The organism is Chryseobacterium sp. CBo1 (assembly GCF_001693475.1).
Classification (GTDB): Bacteria; Bacteroidota; Bacteroidia; order Flavobacteriales; family Weeksellaceae; genus Chryseobacterium; species Chryseobacterium formosense.
In genome coordinates this window covers 75086-96254 of sequence record NZ_MAUH01000056.1, presented here as the reverse complement: position 1 = coordinate 96254, position 21169 = coordinate 75086, and the positions used below count along the sequence as shown (strand labels likewise).

General features: G+C 34.5%; 18 protein-coding genes and 1 pseudogene. 12 read left to right on the top strand and 7 right to left on the bottom strand.

Annotation, left to right across the window (positions count from 1 at the left end; translation table 11 throughout):
- Window position 1 precedes the first annotated feature (1 nt).
- The 4 genes from BA768_RS18240 (at window position 2) to BA768_RS18225 (ending at window position 5240) form a co-directional block, all read left to right on the top strand.
- Complete coding sequence (locus BA768_RS18240; RefSeq protein ID WP_165601804.1) at window positions 2-1156, top strand: hypothetical protein; 1155 nt, start codon at window positions 2-4, stop codon at window positions 1154-1156.
- A 35-nt stretch (window positions 1157-1191) separates the two neighbouring features.
- Window positions 1192-1704, top strand: a complete 513-nt coding sequence (locus BA768_RS18235; RefSeq protein WP_065721909.1) for a hypothetical protein — start codon at window positions 1192-1194, stop codon at window positions 1702-1704.
- Window positions 1705-1724: 20 nt separating this feature from the next.
- A complete protein-coding gene (locus BA768_RS18230; RefSeq protein WP_034676440.1) occupies window positions 1725-2336 on the top strand; it encodes an inorganic pyrophosphatase in 612 nt (203 codons plus the stop codon).
- 168 nt (window positions 2337-2504) lie between these two features.
- On the top strand, window positions 2505-5240 hold the full coding sequence (locus BA768_RS18225; protein ID WP_065721908.1) for a sodium-translocating pyrophosphatase: 2736 nt from the start codon (window positions 2505-2507) through the stop codon (window positions 5238-5240).
- A 49-nt stretch (window positions 5241-5289) separates the two neighbouring features.
- Here the strand turns inward: BA768_RS18225 and BA768_RS18220 are convergent, their stop codons facing one another.
- A complete protein-coding gene (locus BA768_RS18220; RefSeq protein ID WP_065721907.1) occupies window positions 5290-6429 on the bottom strand; it encodes an aminotransferase class I/II-fold pyridoxal phosphate-dependent enzyme in 1140 nt (379 codons plus the stop codon).
- An 81-nt stretch (window positions 6430-6510) separates the two neighbouring features.
- Between BA768_RS18220 and BA768_RS18215 the strand changes: the two genes are divergently transcribed.
- From BA768_RS18215 to BA768_RS18190, 6 genes are all read left to right on the top strand, one after another.
- Window positions 6511-7548 (top strand): M28 family metallopeptidase, encoded by a 1038-nt coding sequence (locus tag BA768_RS18215; protein WP_065721906.1) that lies wholly within the window; start codon window positions 6511-6513, stop codon window positions 7546-7548.
- Window positions 7535-8017 carry a GNAT family N-acetyltransferase gene (locus BA768_RS18210; RefSeq protein ID WP_228388493.1) on the top strand — a complete coding sequence of 161 codons (483 nt, stop codon included), beginning with the start codon at window positions 7535-7537 and terminating at the stop codon, window positions 8015-8017. Before BA768_RS18215 ends, BA768_RS18210 begins: the two co-directional genes overlap by 14 nt.
- A complete protein-coding gene (locus BA768_RS18205) occupies window positions 8001-8369 on the top strand; it encodes a glyoxalase (RefSeq protein ID WP_034676433.1) in 369 nt (122 codons plus the stop codon). The genes BA768_RS18210 and BA768_RS18205 overlap by 17 nt, the downstream gene beginning before the upstream one ends.
- Window position 8370: 1 nt before the next feature.
- Window positions 8371-8874 (top strand): endonuclease V, encoded by a 504-nt coding sequence (locus BA768_RS18200; RefSeq protein ID WP_065721905.1) that lies wholly within the window; start codon window positions 8371-8373, stop codon window positions 8872-8874.
- A gap of 229 nt (window positions 8875-9103) precedes the next feature.
- Window positions 9104-9595: a hypothetical protein gene (locus BA768_RS18195; RefSeq protein WP_065721904.1), complete on the top strand. Its 492-nt coding sequence runs from the start codon at window positions 9104-9106 to the stop codon at window positions 9593-9595.
- Window positions 9596-10033: 438 nt separating this feature from the next.
- Entirely contained in the window at window positions 10034-10669 is a 636-nt protein-coding gene (locus BA768_RS18190) for an NAD(P)-dependent oxidoreductase (RefSeq protein WP_065721903.1), read from the top strand.
- 132 nt (window positions 10670-10801) lie between these two features.
- On the opposite strand, the gene uvrA is transcribed toward BA768_RS18190, so the two are convergent.
- A complete protein-coding gene (gene uvrA, locus BA768_RS18185) occupies window positions 10802-13594 on the bottom strand; it encodes an excinuclease ABC subunit UvrA (protein WP_065721902.1) in 2793 nt (930 codons plus the stop codon).
- A gap of 340 nt (window positions 13595-13934) precedes the next feature.
- Here uvrA and BA768_RS18180 point away from each other — a divergent pair, with 340 nt between their 5' ends.
- Entirely contained in the window at window positions 13935-15746 is a 1812-nt protein-coding gene (locus BA768_RS18180) for a TonB-dependent receptor plug domain-containing protein (RefSeq protein WP_065721901.1), read from the top strand.
- A gap of 52 nt (window positions 15747-15798) precedes the next feature.
- Window positions 15799-16515: a DUF2490 domain-containing protein gene (locus BA768_RS18175; RefSeq protein ID WP_065721900.1), complete on the top strand. Its 717-nt coding sequence runs from the start codon at window positions 15799-15801 to the stop codon at window positions 16513-16515.
- Window position 16516: 1 nt separating this feature from the next.
- Here the strand turns inward: BA768_RS18175 and BA768_RS18170 are convergent, their stop codons facing one another.
- The 5 genes and pseudogenes from BA768_RS18170 to tnpA form a co-directional block, all read right to left on the bottom strand.
- Window positions 16517-16963, bottom strand: a complete 447-nt coding sequence (locus BA768_RS18170; protein WP_034676416.1) for a phosphohydrolase — start codon at window positions 16961-16963, stop codon at window positions 16517-16519.
- A gap of 97 nt (window positions 16964-17060) precedes the next feature.
- Complete coding sequence (locus tag BA768_RS18165) at window positions 17061-17363, bottom strand: hypothetical protein (protein ID WP_065721899.1); 303 nt, start codon at window positions 17361-17363, stop codon at window positions 17061-17063.
- Window positions 17364-17537: 174 nt separating this feature from the next.
- On the bottom strand, window positions 17538-19328 hold the full coding sequence (locus BA768_RS18160) for an acyl-CoA dehydrogenase family protein (RefSeq protein ID WP_065721898.1): 1791 nt from the start codon (window positions 19326-19328) through the stop codon (window positions 17538-17540).
- Window positions 19329-19345: 17 nt separating this feature from the next.
- Window positions 19346-20524: an acetyl-CoA C-acyltransferase gene (locus BA768_RS18155; RefSeq protein ID WP_065721897.1), complete on the bottom strand. Its 1179-nt coding sequence runs from the start codon at window positions 20522-20524 to the stop codon at window positions 19346-19348.
- A gap of 111 nt (window positions 20525-20635) precedes the next feature.
- Window positions 20636-21100: pseudogene (gene tnpA, locus BA768_RS18150) on the bottom strand (IS200/IS605 family transposase).
- Window positions 21101-21169: the final 69 nt, after the last annotated feature.

The window sequence follows — 21169 nt, the reverse complement described above, 5'->3', positions numbered from 1 at the left end:
AATGGTAAAACGTTTTGATATTTTATTGAAAATCTTTTTTTCAGTATATCTGTGCATTATGTCGTATTATCTTTATACGCATCAGTATTACAATGTCGATATGGAAGCATATATGGGATTGTTGTACAAGACGGAATATCCCGATATGAAAATTGAAGATAATCATCAGAAAGTTTTCACGGAACTTAATGAGAAAAGACCGGGAATGTTTGAGTCTGATCTTTCGCATGAAGAAACAGCAAAAGGTGAAAATACATATTACAAAACCATCTCCGAGAATCCCAAGATTTTTGAAGAAGAACTTCAGCTTTTTTCGGTAAAACCGTTTTATAATTTTACCAATCTTTTATTTTTTAAAGCAGGTTTCGAGGCGTCAACTTCTACTTTTTTGATTTCAATATTATCTTATGTATTAATTCTTGGGTTTATATTTTTGTTTTTAAGCAAAATCCTGAAAAATCATAGTCTGGCAATTTTTTTGACTTTTTTATTCTCGATTTTTAAGCCATTATTAGAATCAGCGAGGCATGCTTCACCAGATACTTTATCTTGTTTACTTTTACTGGTTAGCTTTTATTTTTTCCTTGTTAAAAGAAGCTTTTTTGTCGCAACATTTTTTGCGATGCTGTGTATTTTAACCAGACCTGAATATTTTATCTTCTATTCGTTTTTGTATGCATTAATTTTCATTAAACGGAAAAAATTCAATGTAAAAAACTTCGAATTGACTTTTTCATTCTTATATCTGTTTCTTTCATTTGGTTTAGTACAGTATTTTAACCAAATCTCCTGGTCGGTTTTGTTTATGAATCAGTTTACAAAAGTTCAGTTGTACCCAATTTCAAACCCGGATCATTTCAATTTCCAGGAATATCTTGGTTATATTAAATCTAAATTATTATTTGAATTTAATTCATCTTATTTCCTTTTACTGTTAATTTTTGTTGTGATCATCGTTTATCATCAATTTCCTCAGATTAAGAAAAACCGGATACCGTATTTGTTTTTCGGGGTTATTTATTTGTCTGTTTTTATCAGATTTCTTGTTTTTCCGACATTGGTCAACAGAATGATGATCGGCTTTTACCTTTTGATTATCTTAGGTTTGATCTATATTCAGTCTTCAAAAGAAGATTTATTTAAAAAACTTTCCTAAGACCCAATTTATTAGTAATTTTGCTACCTCAAATTATGGCAGATTTTTCAGACTATTTACCTTATGCAGCCGCATTAGTTATCGCAATTCCTTTTTTGGTTTTGCTGAGACAATTTGTATATACCTACATCAACTTAAAGAATCAGGAGATCAAGCTTCTGTCTGTAAAATCTAACTCTGAAAACAAGACCCATTCTTACGAAAGAATGACGCTTTTTTTAGAAAGGATAAAGCCATCTAATCTGGTTCAGAAATTCGATAAGGATCTTGCCGTGCATGAGTTTGTATTTCTTACAGAAAGAACCATCAACGAAGAATTTGAGTACAATGCTTCGCAACAGCTTTATTTAACGAAAAATTCATGGCAGAATATCGTTAATTCTAAAAATGCTGTAATAGATTTGTTGCACAAAACTTACGAAAGCCTTAATAACAATCCGAATCTTAATGACTATAAAACCATTTTCATTATGAATTACATGAATGATAATGATTATATCGGAGCGACAATTGAAGATTTAAGGAGAGAAATTTTAATAATAGCATAATTAAATAATAAATATAAATAATGATTCCAAATTTTAAAGCACATCCGTGGCATGGGATTTCTGCAGGAGAAGATGCGCCAAACGTTGTAAACGTATTCGTGGAAATAGTTCCTTCAGACACCATTAAATATGAAATAGATAAAGAAACCGGTTACCTTAAAGTAGACAGACCGCAGAAATTCTCAAACATCATTCCGGCATTGTACGGTTTTGTTCCAAGAACATACTGCCATAATGAAGTAATGAAATTGGCGATCGAAAGTGGAGCAAATGATGTTACCATGGGAGATCACGATCCGTTGGACATTTGTGTATTAAGCTCACACAACATTCACGCTGGAGGACTTTTGATGGAAGCTATTCCGATCGGAGGTTTTAAAATGATTGATGGAGGTGAAGCTGATGATAAAATCGTTGCAGTAATGATCAACGATCACGCATTTGGTCATTTCAGAGATATTTCTGAATTGCCTGAAGCTGAAATCAAAAGGTTGATGCACTACTTCCTTACTTACAAAAACTTACCGGATGAGCCTGCAAAATGTAGAATCCAAGAGGTTTACGGAGCAGAACATGCAAGAAAAGTAATTGTTGCTTCACAGAAAGATTATTCTGAGAAATTCGGAGGATAATTCTTCAAAAACTTTAAAAATATACAAAGCAGATGAATTTTCATCTGCTTTTTTGTTACTAAATTTATCTAAATTTCACAAAAACTTTTATAAGTCATAATTTTTTAAACAGTTTAATGGAAATTATTAAGTATATTTAATATTCTATTACCAAAAAAATATTAAACTATGGACTTATTTGTTTTAGTGCCAATTTTTGGCGTTATTGCCCTCGTCTACACTTTTCTGCAAAGTAACTGGGTAAGCAGACAAAACGCCGGAAATGAAAAAATGAAAGTTATCAGCGGACATATCGCTGACGGTGCAATGGCTTTTCTCAAGGCCGAGTACAAAATTCTCACCTACTTCGTAATTATTGTAGCCATTCTATTAGCCGTAATGGGAATGACCAATTCTCATTCACATTGGAGTATCGGAATTTCCTTTGTTATAGGCGCAGTGCTTTCTGCCTTAGCCGGATTTATCGGAATGAAAATCGCTACAAAAGCCAATGTAAGAACTGCGGAAGCGGCAAAAACTTCCTTATCTAAAGCCCTAAAAGTATCTTTCACAGGAGGTTCAGTTATGGGAATGGGAGTTGCTGGATTAGCCGTTTTGGGTTTGGGATCTCTTTATTTAATTATTAAACAGATTTTTGCTCCAGATGCACCTGTAGATTCTCATGAAATGGAGAGAACCATCGAAATTCTTACAGGTTTTTCTTTAGGTGCAGAATCTATTGCATTATTTGCGAGAGTAGGTGGAGGAATTTATACAAAAGCCGCAGACGTAGGAGCTGATTTGGTAGGAAAAGTGGAGGCCGGAATTCCTGAAGATGATCCCAGAAATCCGGCAACAATCGCTGACAATGTTGGTGATAACGTAGGAGATGTGGCAGGAATGGGAGCCGATTTATTCGGATCTTATGTGGCAACGGTTTTAGCAACAATGGTTTTAGGCAGAGAAACAATTTCTCAAGATTCTTTTGGCGGATTTGCTCCAATTCTTTTACCGATGCTGATTGCAGGAACAGGAATTATCTTTTCTATGATCGGAACTTTATTTGTTAAAATCAATGATAATGATGGCTCGTCGACTTCGAACGTTCAGAATGCTTTAAACTTAGGAAACTGGGGAAGCATCGTAATTACTGCAATTGCTTCTTATTTCTTGGTAACCTATCTGTTACCGGAGAAAATGGTTTTAAGAGGTCATGAGTTTACCAAAATGGGAGTTTTCGGAGCTATTATGGTGGGATTAGTGGTAGGAACTTTAATGAGTATCATCACAGAATTTTACACAGCCATGGGAAAAAGACCCGTTTCTAGCATCGTGAGGCAGTCTTCAACAGGGCATGCAACAAATATTATTGGTGGGCTTTCCGTAGGAATGGAATCTACGCTTTTACCAATCTTAGTTTTGGCAGGTGGAATTTACGGTTCTTTTTTATGCGCCGGATTATATGGTGTTGCCATTGCAGCAGCCGGAATGATGGCTACAACAGCAATGCAGTTGGCTATTGATGCTTTCGGACCTATTGCAGACAACGCAGGAGGAATTGCCGAAATGAGTGAGTTACCCAAAGAAGTACGTGAAAAAACAGACATTTTAGATGCCGTTGGAAATACTACCGCTGCAACTGGGAAAGGCTTTGCAATTGCATCTGCTGCCTTAACAGCTTTAGCTTTATTTGCCGCTTTCGTAGGAATTGCAGGAATCGACGGAATTGATATTTACAGAGCCGACGTTTTAGCAGGATTATTTGTCGGTGGAATGATTCCGTTTATTTTCTCTTCGTTGGCGATTACGGCAGTTGGACAGGCTGCGATGGCGATGGTGGAAGAAGTGAGAAGACAATTCCGGGAAATCCCGGGAATTCTGGAAGGAAAAGCCGAACCCGAATATCAAAAATGTGTTGCCATTTCTACTGACGCATCCATCAAAAAAATGATGCTTCCCGGAGCAATTGCTATTATCTCTCCTTTATTAATAGGATTTATTTTCGGTCCCGAAGTTTTAGGCGGATTTTTAGCAGGAGCAACCGTTTGTGGAGTATTAATGGGGATTTTTCAAAATAATGCAGGAGGAGCATGGGATAATGCAAAAAAGTCTTTTGAAAAGGGAGTTGATATCAACGGACAAACTTATTATAAAGGTTCAGAGCCTCATAAAGCTTCGATAACCGGAGATACGGTAGGTGATCCGTTTAAAGATACTTCAGGGCCATCGATGAATATTTTGATTAAATTAATGTCTATTGTTTCATTGGTCATTGCTCCGACTTTAGCCGTTTTGCATAAAGATAAAATAGAAGCAAACAGAAAAGCAAAAATTGAAAGCTTGACCGGAATGACAGGGATTCATACAGAAAAGCAAGCAGCTCAAGAAGGAAATGCCGTTGTTGAACCTTTGGAAATTAATGGTCAGCTAAATGAAAACGGAGATTTTGTTTATACAACAGGGGATATTCAGGAAATAAAATTAGATGGAGGTAAGAAAATTTCTCTCGGAAATCAAAGTCAGTTATACTTCTTGTATAATGACATTAAAAATAAAGATAAGGCTGCTTTAAATCCTGATAGATGGTACACCATTGAAAATCTGTATTTTGAGACAGGTTCGAGTGACTTAAAGACAGGCTCAGAAACCCAACTTGCCAATCTTGCTGAATTAATGAATGCTTATCCTGATTTAAAGATAAAATTAGGTGGCTATACAGATAATACGGGAAGTGAGGAAACCAATCTGAAGCTTTCAAATCTGAGAGCTCAGACTGCCAAATTAAAACTACTCGAGATGGGAATTGCAGGAGATAGGGTAGAAGCCGAAGGATACGGTTCACAGCATCCTGTTTGTCCGGAAAATGACACCGAAGAATGTCAGGCAATAAACCGCAGAATAGATATCAGAGTTTTAGCGTTATAATTTCTTACCGATACATATAAAAAAACACTGCATCTTGCAGTGTTTTTTGTTATAAATTGTTTTTTAAGTGTTCCATTGCCTGTATAATCACTTCATCTTTTTTTACAAAGCTGAATCGTATATAGTCCGAATCCTGTTTAGAATGATAAAATGCTGAAAGCGGTAAACACGAAACTTTCTTTTCTATAGTCAGCCACTTTGAAAATTCAACATCCGTCATTGTTTTATTGATTTCTCTGAAATTAACAAGCTGAAAAAAGCCACCCTGAGATTTATCTTCCACTTGTAGAGGAGTTTGACTGATCATCTCATTAAAAATATCCCGTTTCTGCTGCATAATATTTTTATTCTCCGAAGGGTCAAAAACTTCGAGATATTTAGCAATTGCATACTGACACGGAGAATTAGAGCTGTACGAAATATATTGCTGATGAATTCGGAAATTTTGCAATAAATCTTCATCTGCTAAGAGATAGCTAACCTTCCAACCTGTAGAATGAAACATTTTACCGAAAGAAAAAATACAAAACGTTCTTTTTTTAAGCTCGGGATGTATGAAAGAACTGTAATGCTCTTGATTATCGTAACAATAGAGATCATAAATTTCTTCTGAGATAAGATAAATTTCCTGATCTTTAATCAAATCATACAACTGATTCCAATCATCTTTGCTCCATATTTTACCGGTAGGATTTTGCGGAGAATTTACAATAATGGCTTTCGTTTTAGCGGTAATGCAACTCTTTAATTTTTCCCAGTTTATTTTAAAATCAAAATCAAGATCGTAGTAAACAGGAATGCCACCGTTGAGCACAATTGATGGCGCATAAGTATAATAAGATGGTTGAATAACAACAACTTCATCACCATTATTTAAAATTGACTTTAAGGATGTATATAACCCGAATGTAGAACAGGGAACAATATTTACTTCTTCTCTTTTTAAATGTAAGCTATTTTTTCTATTGCCATTAAACTTTATAATCTGATCAATTAATAAAGAATTTCCGGCTAAAGATTCATAACTATGGCTGATCACATCGGCTGATTCCTTTAGATAGTATCTTAAACGCGGATCAATTTCAAAATCTGGAAGACCTAACGATAAATCATAGCTGTTGTATCTCGAAGCAAGCTCCGACATTTCTGTGAAAAACGTATAATCATTAAATCCGTAGTTTTTTTGCATAGGCTTTATCAAATATATTAAAAATTTGTTATCAAATTAAGGTTGAGATATTTTTGCTATTTTTAGGGAAATTATCAGTTCATGAAAAAGATATTTCTTCCTGTATTTTCAGCTATCATTCTTCTGAGTTGCAATACAGCAAATGTTTCGAGCAATCATACAGATTCAATTAATTCTAAAAGTGAGAAAGTCTTTAGTAAAGCATATCAGCAAATTAAGGTTAACGATCTAAAGAAAAATTTATACATTATTGCATCCGATGAAATGGCAGGAAGAGATACGGGAAGTCCAGGTCAAAAAAAAGCGGGCGAATATATTGTACAATTTTATAAAGATTTAGGTGTCTCTTTTCCAAAAAAATTGGGCTCATATTACCAGAAAGTTCCATCATCATTTATGAAAAAAAGAGGTGGCGGAAATCTGCCTGATTCAGAAAATATTCTTGCATTTATTGAGGGAAGCGAAAAACCTGAAGAAATCATTGTTGTTTCTGCTCATTATGACCATGTCGGAACTAAAAATGGAGTAGTCTATAACGGAGCAGATGATGACGGAAGCGGAACTGTCGCAGTGATGCAGATCGCCAAAGCTTTTCAGTCGGCGAAAAAGAAAGGAAAAGGTCCGAAACGATCTGTTTTGTTTTTACATGTTACTGGTGAAGAACATGGTCTTTTTGGCTCATCTTACTATTCTGAAAATCCTGTTTTTCCTTTAGCCAATACAGTTGCGGATCTGAATATTGATATGATCGGAAGAGATGATGCTGCAAACAGAGGGAAAAATTATGTCTACGTGATTGGTTCCGAAATGCTGAGTTCGGAATTAAAAATAATTAATGAAGCTGCCAATAAAAAAACTCATAATCTTGAGCTGAATTATAAATACGATGATCCGAAAGATCCCGACAGATTGTATTACCGTTCCGATCATTATAATTTCGCAAAACACGGCATTCCTGTAATATTCTACTTCGACGGAATTCACGAAGATTATCATCAGCCGACTGATGATGTGGAAAAAATTGACTTTAATATACTTCAGAAAAGAACACAGCTGATCTTCACCACAGCCTGGGAACTGGCGAACCGTGAAAATAGAATTGTGGTTGATAAAAAATAAATCTTCAGATATGATTATTCGTGAAGCGAAAATAGAAGACATTCCGCAAATTCAGATCGTAAGAAATTCGGTAAAAGAAAACATGCTTTCTAATCCCAATCTTGTAACAGATGATGATTGTAAAGAGTTTTTAACTGAAAGAGGCAAAGGCTGGGTTTGTGAGATTGATGGAAAAATAACAGGTTTTTCTATTGTTGATCTAAAAGAAAATAATATTTGGGCATTGTTTGTTGATCCCGATTTTGAAAAGAAAGGAATTGGAAAGAAGCTTCATCATATTATGCTGGATTGGTATTTTAGTCAAACCAGGGAAAGTGTATGGCTCGGAACATCACCGAATACCAGAGCCGAAATATTCTACAGAAAAAATGGTTGGAACAACGTCGGAATGCATGGAAAAAATGAGATAAAATTTGAAATGACTTATAATCACTGGATTAATAAAAAACAATATGAATCAGAAAATTAAATCACTAAGACCATTTATTGGCTCGAAAGATTTTGCTGAAAGCAGAGCATTTTACACAGATTTAGGATTTGAAGAAAACATTCTCGAACCAAAGCTTTCGGTTTTTAAGAAAGGCGAATTTGCCTTTTATCTTCAAGATTATTATGCTAAAGAATGGGTAGAAAACACAATGCTTTTTCTTGAAGTTGAAAACACTGATCTTTTTTGGGATGAGCTTGTAAGTTTAAAACTAAACGAAAAGTATGATTCCATTAAATTGGTTCCTACCAGAACAATGGATTGGGGCAAAGAATGCTTCATGATCGATCCTGCCGGAATTTTGTGGCATTTTGGTGAATTTTTCAATAAATAAAATGATCTACGCATTCGATACTTATTACTACGATGGTTTTGCCAAAACAATTTGCATCGCTTTCAAAAACTGGGATTCTGAAAATGAAGAAGCAATCTATTCTGAAAATACAGCCATCACTTCCGAGTATGAAAGTGGGGCATTCTATAAACGTGAATTACCGTGTATTCTCAGTTTATTGAAAAAGATTGATTTAAAAGAAAGTGACATCATTATTGTTGACGGTTACGTTACTCTTGATAATGACGGTAAAATTGGTTTGGGTGGCTATCTTTACAATGCACTAAACAATAAAATTCCTGTCATCGGAATCGCAAAAAATGGTTTTGCAGCAGAAGACAGCAAAAGACGTGAAGTTTTTCGCGGCGAAAGCAAAACTCCATTGTTTGTAACTTCGCAGGGAATTGATGTTGATGAGATAAAAATAGTTGTTGAAAATATGAACGGAGCTTATAGAATTCCGACTTTGCTCAAAAAACTTGATCAGTTGACCAGAGAAAAATGAGATTAAGTGAATAAACTGATAAAAGTCAGTATAATTATTATTTATATTTATTCTAAATAAATATAAATTTGCTTGTCTTTTAGAAACGATTCTAAAAACATCAAATAGTTCATATCCATATTAATTTTTCATTTTTCAAGAACCGATAAGTTTTGCTTATCGGTTTTTTATTTTAAATCTAAAATTAAATTCAAAATCTATATTTTTGAAAGAAATAAACACTTTTAAAATGAAAAAAATTATTCATCTTATCGCCATTATTTCTTCTCTTCAACTGGTCTCACAAAGACATTATACCAAGATAAGCAGCTCGAAAGTTAGTAATGAAAGGATTGATGTAAGCGAAAATTTCATTAAAGAATTCTACAGAAAATGCAACAATAAAGATTATTCTCAATTTAGCTGTTTTATTTTAGATAAAAGGTTAGAAAGAAAACTAAATAATGATTATGAAAAAATATGCGAAATAATAAATAAGAATGGAAAAATTACTTCTCTAAAATTCAGATCTGCTTATATTAAAGATTACACGAAAAATAGTGATCCAATAGAATTGATGACTTTTGATGCCGGTTTTGAAAACTCAAAAGAGTTGCACTTTATAAATGTATGGATCTATCGTGATCAAAACGTCATCAACAACATCTTAACTTCAAAAGAAAAACCTTTTTCAAAGCCAAAAAAAAAGAATCCGCTCTTTAGAAGCGGACTCAGTAGATAAATACATCTCATTTTTTTAATTAGACAACAACAAAAAAGCACAGCCGACGATGCTGTGCTTAAATTTTTATTTCAAATTTAATTGCAATTTCGTAATCGAAAAAGGCAAGAAAAAGATTCATTTCATTTTTATTACATAGTAAAAGTAGGAATATATTTTTGATAAACAATGAATTAAATGTTAAAATTCACAAGTTATCCACATTTTTTTGTGGATAAAATCAGACGTTCTTTTTTCATTGTATCCATTTTTAAATTTAACAAATTTAATATCTTTATTAAATCAAAATCTTCTTTTAATATTACCCTAATTAATCAGCCGAATTTCAAATTGGCTTGATTCTAAAGACTCAATTTCCTGAGTCTTAAAATCTTTATTTTAACAATTTAATGCTAACTACAGATGAATAGTTAGCCAACTTTTAAACATTTATAAAAAATGAATACACATATAATTGCCGTAATCGGTGGGACAGGAAAATCGGGTAAATATCTTGTTCATAGTTTATTAGAAAAAAAATATTCAATCAAACTTTTAATAAGAAATCCTGAAAATTTCCAGCTTCAGAATCCTTTAATTGAAATTGTAAAAGGAGATGCACGAGATTATCATTCAGTTTTAAAATTACTGGAAAACTGTAACGTTGTTTTAAGTACTTTGGGACAGCCTAAAGGAGAAAAAACAATCTTCAGTGATGCAACTAAAAATATCATCAGTGCAATGAATCATTATCAAATCAAAAGATATATTGTGACAACAGGTTTGAGCGTAAATACACCTTTTGACAATAAAAATGAGAATGTGAAATTGGCTACAGACTGGATGTATCAAAACTATCCTGAAACAACGGTTGACAAACAAAAAGAATACGAGCTGCTTACTCAGAGTAATCTTGACTGGACTTTGGTAAGACTTCCTTTAATCAATTTAACCGATGACAGTTTTAAAACGGAAACAAGTCTGGAAGATTGTAGAGGCAAAAATATCTCAGCAACAGATTTAGGGGAATTTCTGGTTTCTCAAATTGATGATGAGACATTTATTAAAAAGAGTCCGTTTTTGTATAATGTTTAAACACAAATTGCACTAATTTTATTCACGGATAACAATAATTATTCAAAATATCAAATTGTAATAATTAGTGAAAACATTTATGTCATTAGTGTTTAAAATAAAAAAAGAGAGTCTTGTGACTCTCTTTCTATTTTAATTTTCAAGCTTCTCTTTAATATATTTCGCCGTATGCGATTTTTTATTTTTAGCTAGATTTTCAGGAGTTCCTGCAAAAACAACTTCTCCTCCGTATTTTCCGGCTTCCGGACCGATGTCGATGATATGATCGGCGCATTTCATAATATCAGGTTGATGTTCAATGACGATCACAGAATGTCCGAGATCGATCAATGCCTGCAAAGATTTTAATAATTTTTGAATATCATGGAAATGCAATCCGGTTGAAGGTTCATCAAAAACAAATAAAGTTTTATCCGTTGTTACCCCTTTTACCAGGAAAGATGCCAGTTTCACACGTTGTGCTTCACCTCCCGAAAGTGTAGAAGAGCTTTGCCCGAGCTGTAAATATCCCAAACCGACGTCCTGCAATGGAGTCAGTTTTGTAACGATTTTATCCTCTTTATTTTCTTTGAAAAATTCTAATGCTTCATCAACCGTCATGTGAAGAATATCCGAAATATTTTTTTCATCGAATCTTATTTCAAGGATTTCATTTTTAAAACGGGTTCCCTTGCATGTTTCGCATTCAAGTTCGATGTCTGCCATAAACTGCATCGAAACATTGATCACGCCTTCACCTTTACATTCGTCACATCTTCCGCCATCAACGTTAAATGAAAAATGTTTAGGCTTGTAACCCATCATTTTGGCACTTTTCTGCTTCGAAAACAAATCACGGATGTCGTCATAAGCTTTCAGATACGTTACAGGATTCGAACGGGAAGATTTTCCGATAGGATTCTGGTCGATTAATTCAATATGTTTAATCAGTTTTTTTGGAAATTCCACAGAATCATAATCTCCTTTTTTACCGCCCATTCCCAGCTGAATCTGAATATCATTGGTCAGAATTTCTTTCATTAAAGTAGATTTTCCACTTCCTGAAACTCCTGAAATAACAACTAAACTTTCCAATGGAACATCAACATCAATATTCTTCAGATTATTTGATCTTGCTCCTTTTATATGAATGAATTCCTTTGCTTTTCTGCGCTTTTCAGGAACTTTTATTTCTAATTTTCCGGTCAGATATTTTGAAGTCAGCGTATCGGCAGTTTTCAGTTCTTTAAAATCACCTGCGAAAACCAGCTCGCCACCCAAATATCCTGCTTCAGGACCGATATCAATAATATAATCTGCCGCTCTCATCACATCTTCGTCATGCTCTACAACGATGACCGTGTTTCCGATGTCACGAAGATTTTTTAAAACTTCAATTAAGTTTTCAGTATCTCTTGAGTGCAAACCAATCGATGGTTCATCCAAAATATAAATAGATCCTACCAAAGAGCTCCCTAAACTTGTTGCCAGATTAATTCTTTGACTTTCACCTCCGGAAAGTGTATTGGAAGTACGGTTTAAAGTTAAATATCCTAATCCGACTTTTAGTAAAAATTCTAGACGGGTTGTGATTTCATACAATAATCTTTTCGCAACTTCCTTATCATGCTCTGAAAGTTTTAAACCTTGAATTAAAGGTAAAAGTTCATCCAAAGGAAGCTCAATCATCGACTGGATATTGTGTCCGTCAATTTTCACCCAGCTTGTTTCTTCACGCAAACGTAAGCCTTCACAAGTAGGGCAAAGTGTTTTCCCTCTGTAACGGGAAAGCATTACACGATACTGAATTTTGTATAAATTTTCCTCAAGCATTTTGAAGAAATTATTCAGCGAAGGGAAGGTGCTTTTTCCGTCGCCCTTCCACAAGTAATTTTTCTGCTCTTTCGTTAATTGATGATAAGGTTTATGAATAGGGAAATCTTTTGCTTTCTTGATAAAATCTTTTTTCCACTCGCTCATGGTTTCACCTTTCCAGGAAGCAACGGCATCTTCAAAAATCGACAAAGCTTTGTTTGGAATTACCAAATCTTCATCAATTCCTATAACTTTTCCGTAGCCTTCACAAGTCGGACAAGCGCCGAAAGGATTATTAAAGCTGAAAAAATGAACATTCGGCTCAAGAAATTCTATTCCGTCGAGCTCAAACTTATTGGAAAACTCTTTTATAGTTCCTGTTTCGGTGTTTTTTAACGAACAATATCCTCGACCTTCATAAAACGCCATCTGAATAGAATCTGCCAAACGCTGAAGAAAACTTTCATCTTCTTCGTAAGAAAATCGGTCGATCACAAGATTGATTTCCATACCTTTTTCAGGAGTGAAACCAAAACTTTCTAAATCTTCAATACCGGCAACATTTCCGTTGATTTCTAATCTTGTGAAACCTGCAAGCTTTAAAATATTTAAAGTTTCCGTAAAATTTTCAAGATCAAAATCTAAAGGAGCTGTTAATAAAAACGGAATGTCTTTTTTAGAATTTTTAATATAATCTACAACATCCGTTACCGAATCTTTTTTCACTTCATTCCCTGAAACCGGAGAAAATGTTTTCCCGATTCTTGCAAAAAGAAGCTTCATGTAATCGTAAATTTCCGTAGAAGTTCCGACTGTAGAACGCGGATTCGATGAAATTACTTTCTGCTGAATTGCAATAGAAGGTGCTAAACCTTTAATATCATCAACTTTCGGTTTTTCAAGTTTGCCCAAAAACTGCCGTGCATAAGAGCTCAGACTCTCCACATATCTTCTCTGTCCTTCTGCATAAATCGTATCGAAAGCCAAAGAAGATTTCCCGCTTCCGGAAACTCCTGTGATAACGATCAATTTGTTTTTCGGTATTAAAACATCAATGTGTTTCAGGTTATTAAGGTGCGCGTTTTTAACGAAGACCTGTTTTTTTATATCTATATCTGTTGTTGAAGCCATAGTAAATTTAAGACTAACAAAAATACGAATTTTTGACGGATTCTTTTTATTAAAAACAATCAAAAAACAAGTAATTCAGGTTTTAAAAAAAATAAATGAAGCAGTTTTTATACTTGTTTTATTAATTATTTTCATGTAAAATTGCACTTTAAATACGTGATAAATATGAGAAAGCTTTTCAGCCATTTTATTGCACATTTAATGAGAAAAAGATAATTTAAAAGTATTTACAATCCACTAAGATGCATTTTATGATGCATCTTTTTTTATGATATGTATCATTTTTTGGTTTTGGTAAAGTCTCCTAATTTTGGAAGCTTCAAATAAAACTAAAAGTAATATGAATAAGAAACTCGGAACTGTGATTTTCCTTGCTGCACTTTGTTTGGCAAATGCACAGGTAAAAACTACGGATATAGATTCGGTAGAAATTCAGGGAAAATTTGTCGCAACAACTTATAAAAATGCCAATCAGAATATTTCTGTGATTACGAGAGAAGATATTCTGAATTCTCCGGCTGCAAGTATTGATGAGATTCTGCAGCAGATCCCGGGAATGGACATCAGAAGGAGAGGAGCAAACGGAGTGCAGAGCGATGTAGGTTTCAGAGGAAGTTCTTTTGAGCAGGTTTTAATCCTAATCAACGGAATCAGAATGAATGATTCACAGACGGGTCATAATTCTTTAAACGTTCCTGTTGATTTGGATAATGTTGAAAGAATAGAGGTCATTAAAGGTCCTGCAGCAAGAAGATTTGGGCAGAATGCTTATGCAGGAGCGATCAATATTATTACTAAAACACAAATCGGTAAAAATGTAAAAATCAGCGCAAATGCAGGAGATTATGAGACGTATGGTTTTGGGCTAAGTGCAAATGTCGGTAATGAAAAATTTTCGCAATTATTGCAGGCAAACTCAAACTCATCGCAGGGCTACAGACACAACACCGATTTTGACATCAGAAATGTGTACTATCAAAATCAGTTGAAAATAAAAAACGGAGACCTCCAATTACAAGCCGGTTTTTCTGAGAAAAAATTCGGAGCAAACGGTTTTTATTCATCACCTCTAGCTACAGAACAATATGAAGAATTGCAGGCTTCGATCATAAGTCTTGCTCATCAGCAGACTTTTGGGAAATTTAAGCTTAATTCTAATGTGTATTGGAGAAGAGGGCAGGATATGTACCTTTTTAACAGAGAAAAACCTGAGATCTACAGAAATATGCACATCGGAAATAACGTTGGAGGAGAGGTGAACTCCAGTTATGCTTCAAGCTTAGGAACGACAGGTTTAGGAGTAGAATTGAGAAAAGAGTTTCTGGCAAGTAATAATCTGGGTGACAGAGAACGGTTTGTGACGCAGGTTTTCTTTGAGCATCATTTTTCATTCTTCGATAAGAAATTGAACATCAGTCCGGGAGCCTCTTGGGCAAATTATTCTACTAACGGAAATTTCTTTTATCCCGGTTTAGATGTGGGTTACACATTTTTTCAAAATCATAAAGTGTATGGGAATATTTCAAAAGTACACAGAGTTCCTACCTTCACAGACCTATATTATGTAAGCAAAACGGAACAGGGAAATTCTAATCTTTTACCTGAGAATGCAGTTTATACTGAAGTAGGTTACCAATTTCAGAATAAAAATATTTTAGCAAAGTTGAGCGGGTTTTACAGAAGTTCAGAAAATTCGATCGACTGGGTGAAAAAATCTTTAACAGATCCTGTTTGGTATTCAAGAAATATCGGAGATACTGAAATTAAGGGTATTGAAGCAGAAATTGGTCATCAGGTTTTTGACTGGTTGAAATATACGGTAGGCTACACGTATCTTGATAATAAGCTTAAAGACATCAACGAATTAAACTCACGTTATGCCCTTGATAATCTGAAACATCAATTTGTAGCAAAACTTAACACAAAATTTCTAAAATATTTTACCAACGAACTGGTTTACAGATATAATGACAGAATGAATTTCGGAAGTTATAATGTATTGGATGAAAAGCTAAGCTTCAATAAGAAAGATTTTTCGGTCTATGTATTGGTGAATAATGTTACCGATTCAGAATATACCGAAACTTTTGGTGTACCGATGCCTCAAAGATGGTTTCACATTGGGTTTTCCTACAATATTAATATTAAGTAAACTTAATATTACCGAATAGTTAAATAATATACATTTGCAAAAATTTTTTTGGATGAAACTTTTTTTAAGTCTTGGTTTACTTTTGAGTGTAAGTATTTTCAAAGCGCAGGAACATATTTCCTCATTTAATGCACTGACGATTACTTACAAGTTTCATCCAAAATTTTTCCTTTATGCTGAAGGACAATCCAGAGGAATCGAAGAATATACTTATCCCGATTATTACGAAATAAAAGGTGGTTTAGGATATAATCTCACCAAAAATCATAAGCCATTTATCGGTTTGGGTCGATATGCAACCTATAAAGATCACGCTATTAACAAAGAAGAATTTCGTGTTTGGCTACAGGATGTGATCGATTTCAAAAAAGGAATTGTAAAGTTTGAAAACAGGTTTCGTGCTGAAAAATCATGGTTTTATGAGCCTCAAACCGACACAAGATCGGAAAGAATGCGCTACCGTTACCGTTTGAATGTTTCAGTTCCATTAAATGCTAAAAAAATCGCACCGGGAACATTATTTGCGAATGTTTATGATGAGATTTTTGTAGTTTCTCCTAATAAACCTTCATTTGCAAGAAACAGGGTTTATGGTGGTTTCGGATATCAGATTGACGAAAACTTCGGAGTTTTGGGCGGTTATCTTTGGCAGCGAGAATTTGAAGCGAAAGGTAACAAAAATGTTCATTTTGTATATCTAGCTCTGAATATCAACATCGACGACACCGATAACGATAACAAAACGTATCATTTCCCGGGCGCCGATTAATTTAATATTTCTCGGATAAATATCGGTAAGCTTTCAGATACTTATTAAATCGGTGAATGTCTTTTTGAGTTAATTCCCGGTTTACTCTTCTCAAATCCATGTTATCACGAAGATCGTTCAGCTTTACGGCCACAGCAAGAGGTGATCTTTCTGTTCTTTTAACGAAATCATCGTAATTTTCTTCCGGATCAAATTTAGTAAGACAGCTCACTGCGAAAAGAATATATTCAGGAAAACCTTCAGATCGTAGATATTCAAAACTGAATTCTTCAGGATGATCTTCAACGACATCATGCAAAACTCCCACTATTTTTTCGTCCATTGTTTTGCCATATTCCATTACACGCATTACATGAGCAATGTACGGAGCGTGATATTTATCTTTTTGCCCTTTATGCGCTTTATCAGCAATTTTGATGGCTTTATTCAGCAATTCTTCTTTTGTCATTCTTTTTTGAAAAATAGAATACAAAAATATAAAACGTCTGAGATAAACTCAACGATTTTACATAAAATTTATCAACAATTTTCCTCTTCAACAGTTGCTATTTCAATGCCAGTTTATGTCGTTTTGCTGCATCCAGAATATTTGGTATTTTATGCAATGTAGTGTCTTTTTTCGGAGCTTTTAAACTCGAGTAAAGTTCAGGATTTTTTGGTTTAGCTACCGGCATTTTGTATAATTTAGCAATAGCCGTGTCAAACTTTGAAACATCCGAAGGTGTTTTGATAATTGATTTTTCAATTTTCGGAAGCTTGGTAGAATCAATTATCAAAGGTTTTCTGGGAGAAATCTGTGCTGAAAAAGATGCTGAAGACAGTATAAGTGCAACAATGTAAATTTTCATAATATTTATTTTAAACATCTAAAAGTTTAATTTTTAATTAAACTTTTTTATTATCTGATTATTATAAGACAATTCAAAATGAGTTTTTATTACACTTTAAATTAAATTTCTTTGTATTAAAATAAAAAACGTCTCAAAATGAGACGCTTTAAAATCAAATTTATATATAAAAGACTAATAAGCCCCTTTTCCAATATAATGAGCAGCCACTTTTTCAGTTAAAGCCACTACATTTGGATGATTTGTATATTTTGTAAATCTTCTTAATCCTGAAAGCATCATTCTCTGTTCGTCACCTTCCGCAAAAGAAATGATTCCTTCTTTTGCTGCAACTATAATTTTTTCAACAGCTTTATAAAGGTTTAACTGAGCCATTGCAGCTTCCACAGAATCAGCCGAGAAGTGTTTTTCAGCTCTTAAGATTGTCGATTCTGCCATGTAAATCTGGTTAAGAATTTCAGATGCATTTAATAATAAATGTTGTTGTTTTTCAATATCCATCATATATTTTTGAAGAGCAGCTCCGGAAACCATTAAGAATACTTTCTTAAGATTAGCGATGATTGCTTTTTCTTCACTCATGAATGCAGAATAATCAGGAACTTCGAAAGATGGGATTCCCATCAATTCTTTACTGATCGCCATTGCCGGAGATAATAAATCCAATTCTCCTTTCATTGCTCTCTTAATCAACATTCCGACAGCCAACAATCTGTTGATTTCGTTGGTTCCTTCATAAATTCTACCGATTCTGGCATCTCTCCATGCAGATTCCATTGGAGTATCTTCTGAGAATCCCATTCCTCCATAGATCTGGATTCCTTCGTCTGCTGTATTTTGAGTAAGATCAGATACGAAAACTTTAAGAATGGAAGCTTCCACTGCAAATTCTTCAACACCTTTTAATTCAGCCTGTTGATGATCCATCCCTCCAGCAACCAATTCTGCAATTTTATCTTCAACATTTTTTGCCAAACGGTAAGAACCTGCTTCACTTACGAAAACTCCCGTTGACATTTCTGCAATTTTCTTTCTGATTGCTCCGAAAGTTGAAATAGAAACCCCAAACTGTTTTCTCTCGTTTGAATATTGAATAGAGTGGTTCAAAATTCTTCTTTGTCCGTCAAGGTTTGCAGCAGCTAATTTAATTCTACCAACATTCAAAGCATTCAAAGCGATCTTGAAACCGTTATTTCTTTCACCCAGCATATTCTCAACAGGAACCTTCATATCATTGAAGAAAACCTGACGAGTAGAAGAGGAACGGATTCCTAATTTATGCTCTTCCTCGCCAAAAGTCAAACTGTTTGGATCTTCCAGTTCTGAGCGGTTGATTACAAAACCAGTGATGTTTTTATCATCATCAATTTTAGCGAACAAAGTGAACGTATCCGCAAAACCAGCATTGGAAATCCACATTTTTTGCCCGTTGATGATGTAATGTTTTCCGTCCTCAGACAATTTTGCTCTTGTTTTTCCTGAGTTGGCATCCGAACCAGCATCCGGCTCCGTTAAACAATAAGCTCCGAATTTTGTTCCTGTAGCCAAATCCGGAAGATATTTCTTTTTCAATTCTTCACTTCCGTAAAGAAGAGTAGGAAGAGTCCCGATTCCGGTGTGTGCTCCGTAAGCTGTTGCTAATGAACCGTTTCCACCCGAAACGTAATCGCAAGCCAACATCGTACTAACGAATCCCATTCCAAGACCGCCATATTCTTCAGGAACTGTAATTCCTAATAATCCCATTTCTCCTAATTTACGCATTGTTTCTTCTGTCAATGCATAATCTTTTTTCTCAAAACGATCGTGTTGCGGAACAACTTCTCTGTCTATAAATTCTTTCGCAGAATCGCGAAGCATTTTTTGCTCTTCAGAAAGTTCTTCCAAAGAAAATATTTCATTAGCTGGAATTTCTTTAATTAAAAATTCACCGCCTTTTAATGTTTTATTAAGTGTATCACTCATTGTTTTTGTTTTTTTAATTATAATAATTCAAAGATTGAAGCAGCGCCTTGTCCCGTTCCAACACACATGGAAACCATTCCATATTTGTTTCCGCGTTTTCTCATTTCGTCAAGAAGTTGAACCGTTAATTTTGTTCCTGTACATCCAAGAGGGTGACCAAGAGCGATGGCACCGCCGTTTACGTTCAAAATATCAGGATTTAAACCTAATTCTTTTTTGATAGCAACAGATTGTGATGCGAATGCTTCGTTTAATTCGATTAATTCAATATCTTTTAATTCTAAACCGGCTTGTTTCAAAGCTTTTGGAATAGCATAAATCGGTCCCATTCCCATGATTCTTGGCTCAAGTCCGGCAGCTGCATAAGCCACTAATCTTGCTTCAGGCTCTAATCCTAATTCTTTTACCATTTCTTCACTCATCACCATCACGAAAGCCGCTCCGTCACTCATTTGAGAAGAGTTTCCGGCTGTTACGCTTCCTCCGTTGGCGAAAACTGGTCTTAATTTAGCCAAACCTTGTAAAGAAGTATCTGCTCTCGGACCTTCATCTATTGAAAAATCAAACTTTTTAGTCTGCACTTTCTGGTTTTCATCCAGGAAATTATATTCAACAGGAAGCGGAACAATCTGATTGGCAAATTTGCCTTCTGCATTAGCTTTTAAAGCTTTCATATGAGATTCAAAAGCGAACTGATCCTGTTCTTCTCTTGTGATATTGTATTGTTTTGCAACTTCTTCAGCAGTGTAGCCCATTCCCCAATAATAATCAGGGTTTGTTTTTGCAATTTCAGTTTCTGGAACCGGCTTGTAACCACCCATAGGAATGTAAGACATTGATTCTGTACCTCCTGCAATGATACAATCAGCCATTCCTGCCTGAATTTTTGCAGACGCAATCGCAATCGCTTCACTTCCTGATGCACAATATCTATTCACCGTAACTCCGGGAACCTTGTCTGTATTCAATCCCATTAAAGAGATCAAACGGGCAACGTTCAAGCCTTGTTCAGCTTCCGGCATTGCATTTCCTACGATAAGGTCATCGATTCTGTTTTTGTCTAATTGCGGAAGTTCAGCCATTAATTTTTCAATTACAGTTGCCGCCATTACATCGGGTCTCGTGAATCTTAAACTTCCTTTTGGAGCTTTTCCAACGGCAGTTCTGAACCCCTTTACTATATATGCTGTTTTCATATTTTTTATTGATTAATATTATTTTCTGAGAGTTTTTGCCTCGTAGAGGTAAAACTGTTCATAGCTATTTGTTTTTGCTTTGCTTTATGGAGCTCCGTAGGAGCGGACCTGTTAATTTTCAATCCATTCAAATACATATTTTGGATCATATTCAATCTCAAATTTTTTCATAAAATCCAAATATTCTTCTTTAAATGTTTTCTTTTTATGATGTTCTTCTTGGTTTGAAATATATTTAACAACAGAATCTACACTGCTTTAGGAATAGGAGAAAGCTCCGTATCCTTCCTGCCAGTTGAATTTTCCGTTTTTCCATCCTTTTTCATTAATGAATTTTGACGAACCCGCTTTAATATCTCTTACTAAGTCTGAAATCGAAATGGTTGGACTCATACTCATAAGAATATGAACGTGATCCGGCATTGCAAAAACTGCAAATAATTTTTGATTTCTATTGGAAACAATACCTGTAATAAATTTATGTAATTCCTCTCTGTTTTCTTTTGAAATCAGATTTTGTCTTCCTTTAACGGCGAAAACAATTTGAACATAAATTTGTGTGTATGTGTTTGCCATAAATCTATTATCAGGTCGCCTCTACGAGGCTCAATGCATTCTAAAATTATTCTGCTATTAACAGTTCGT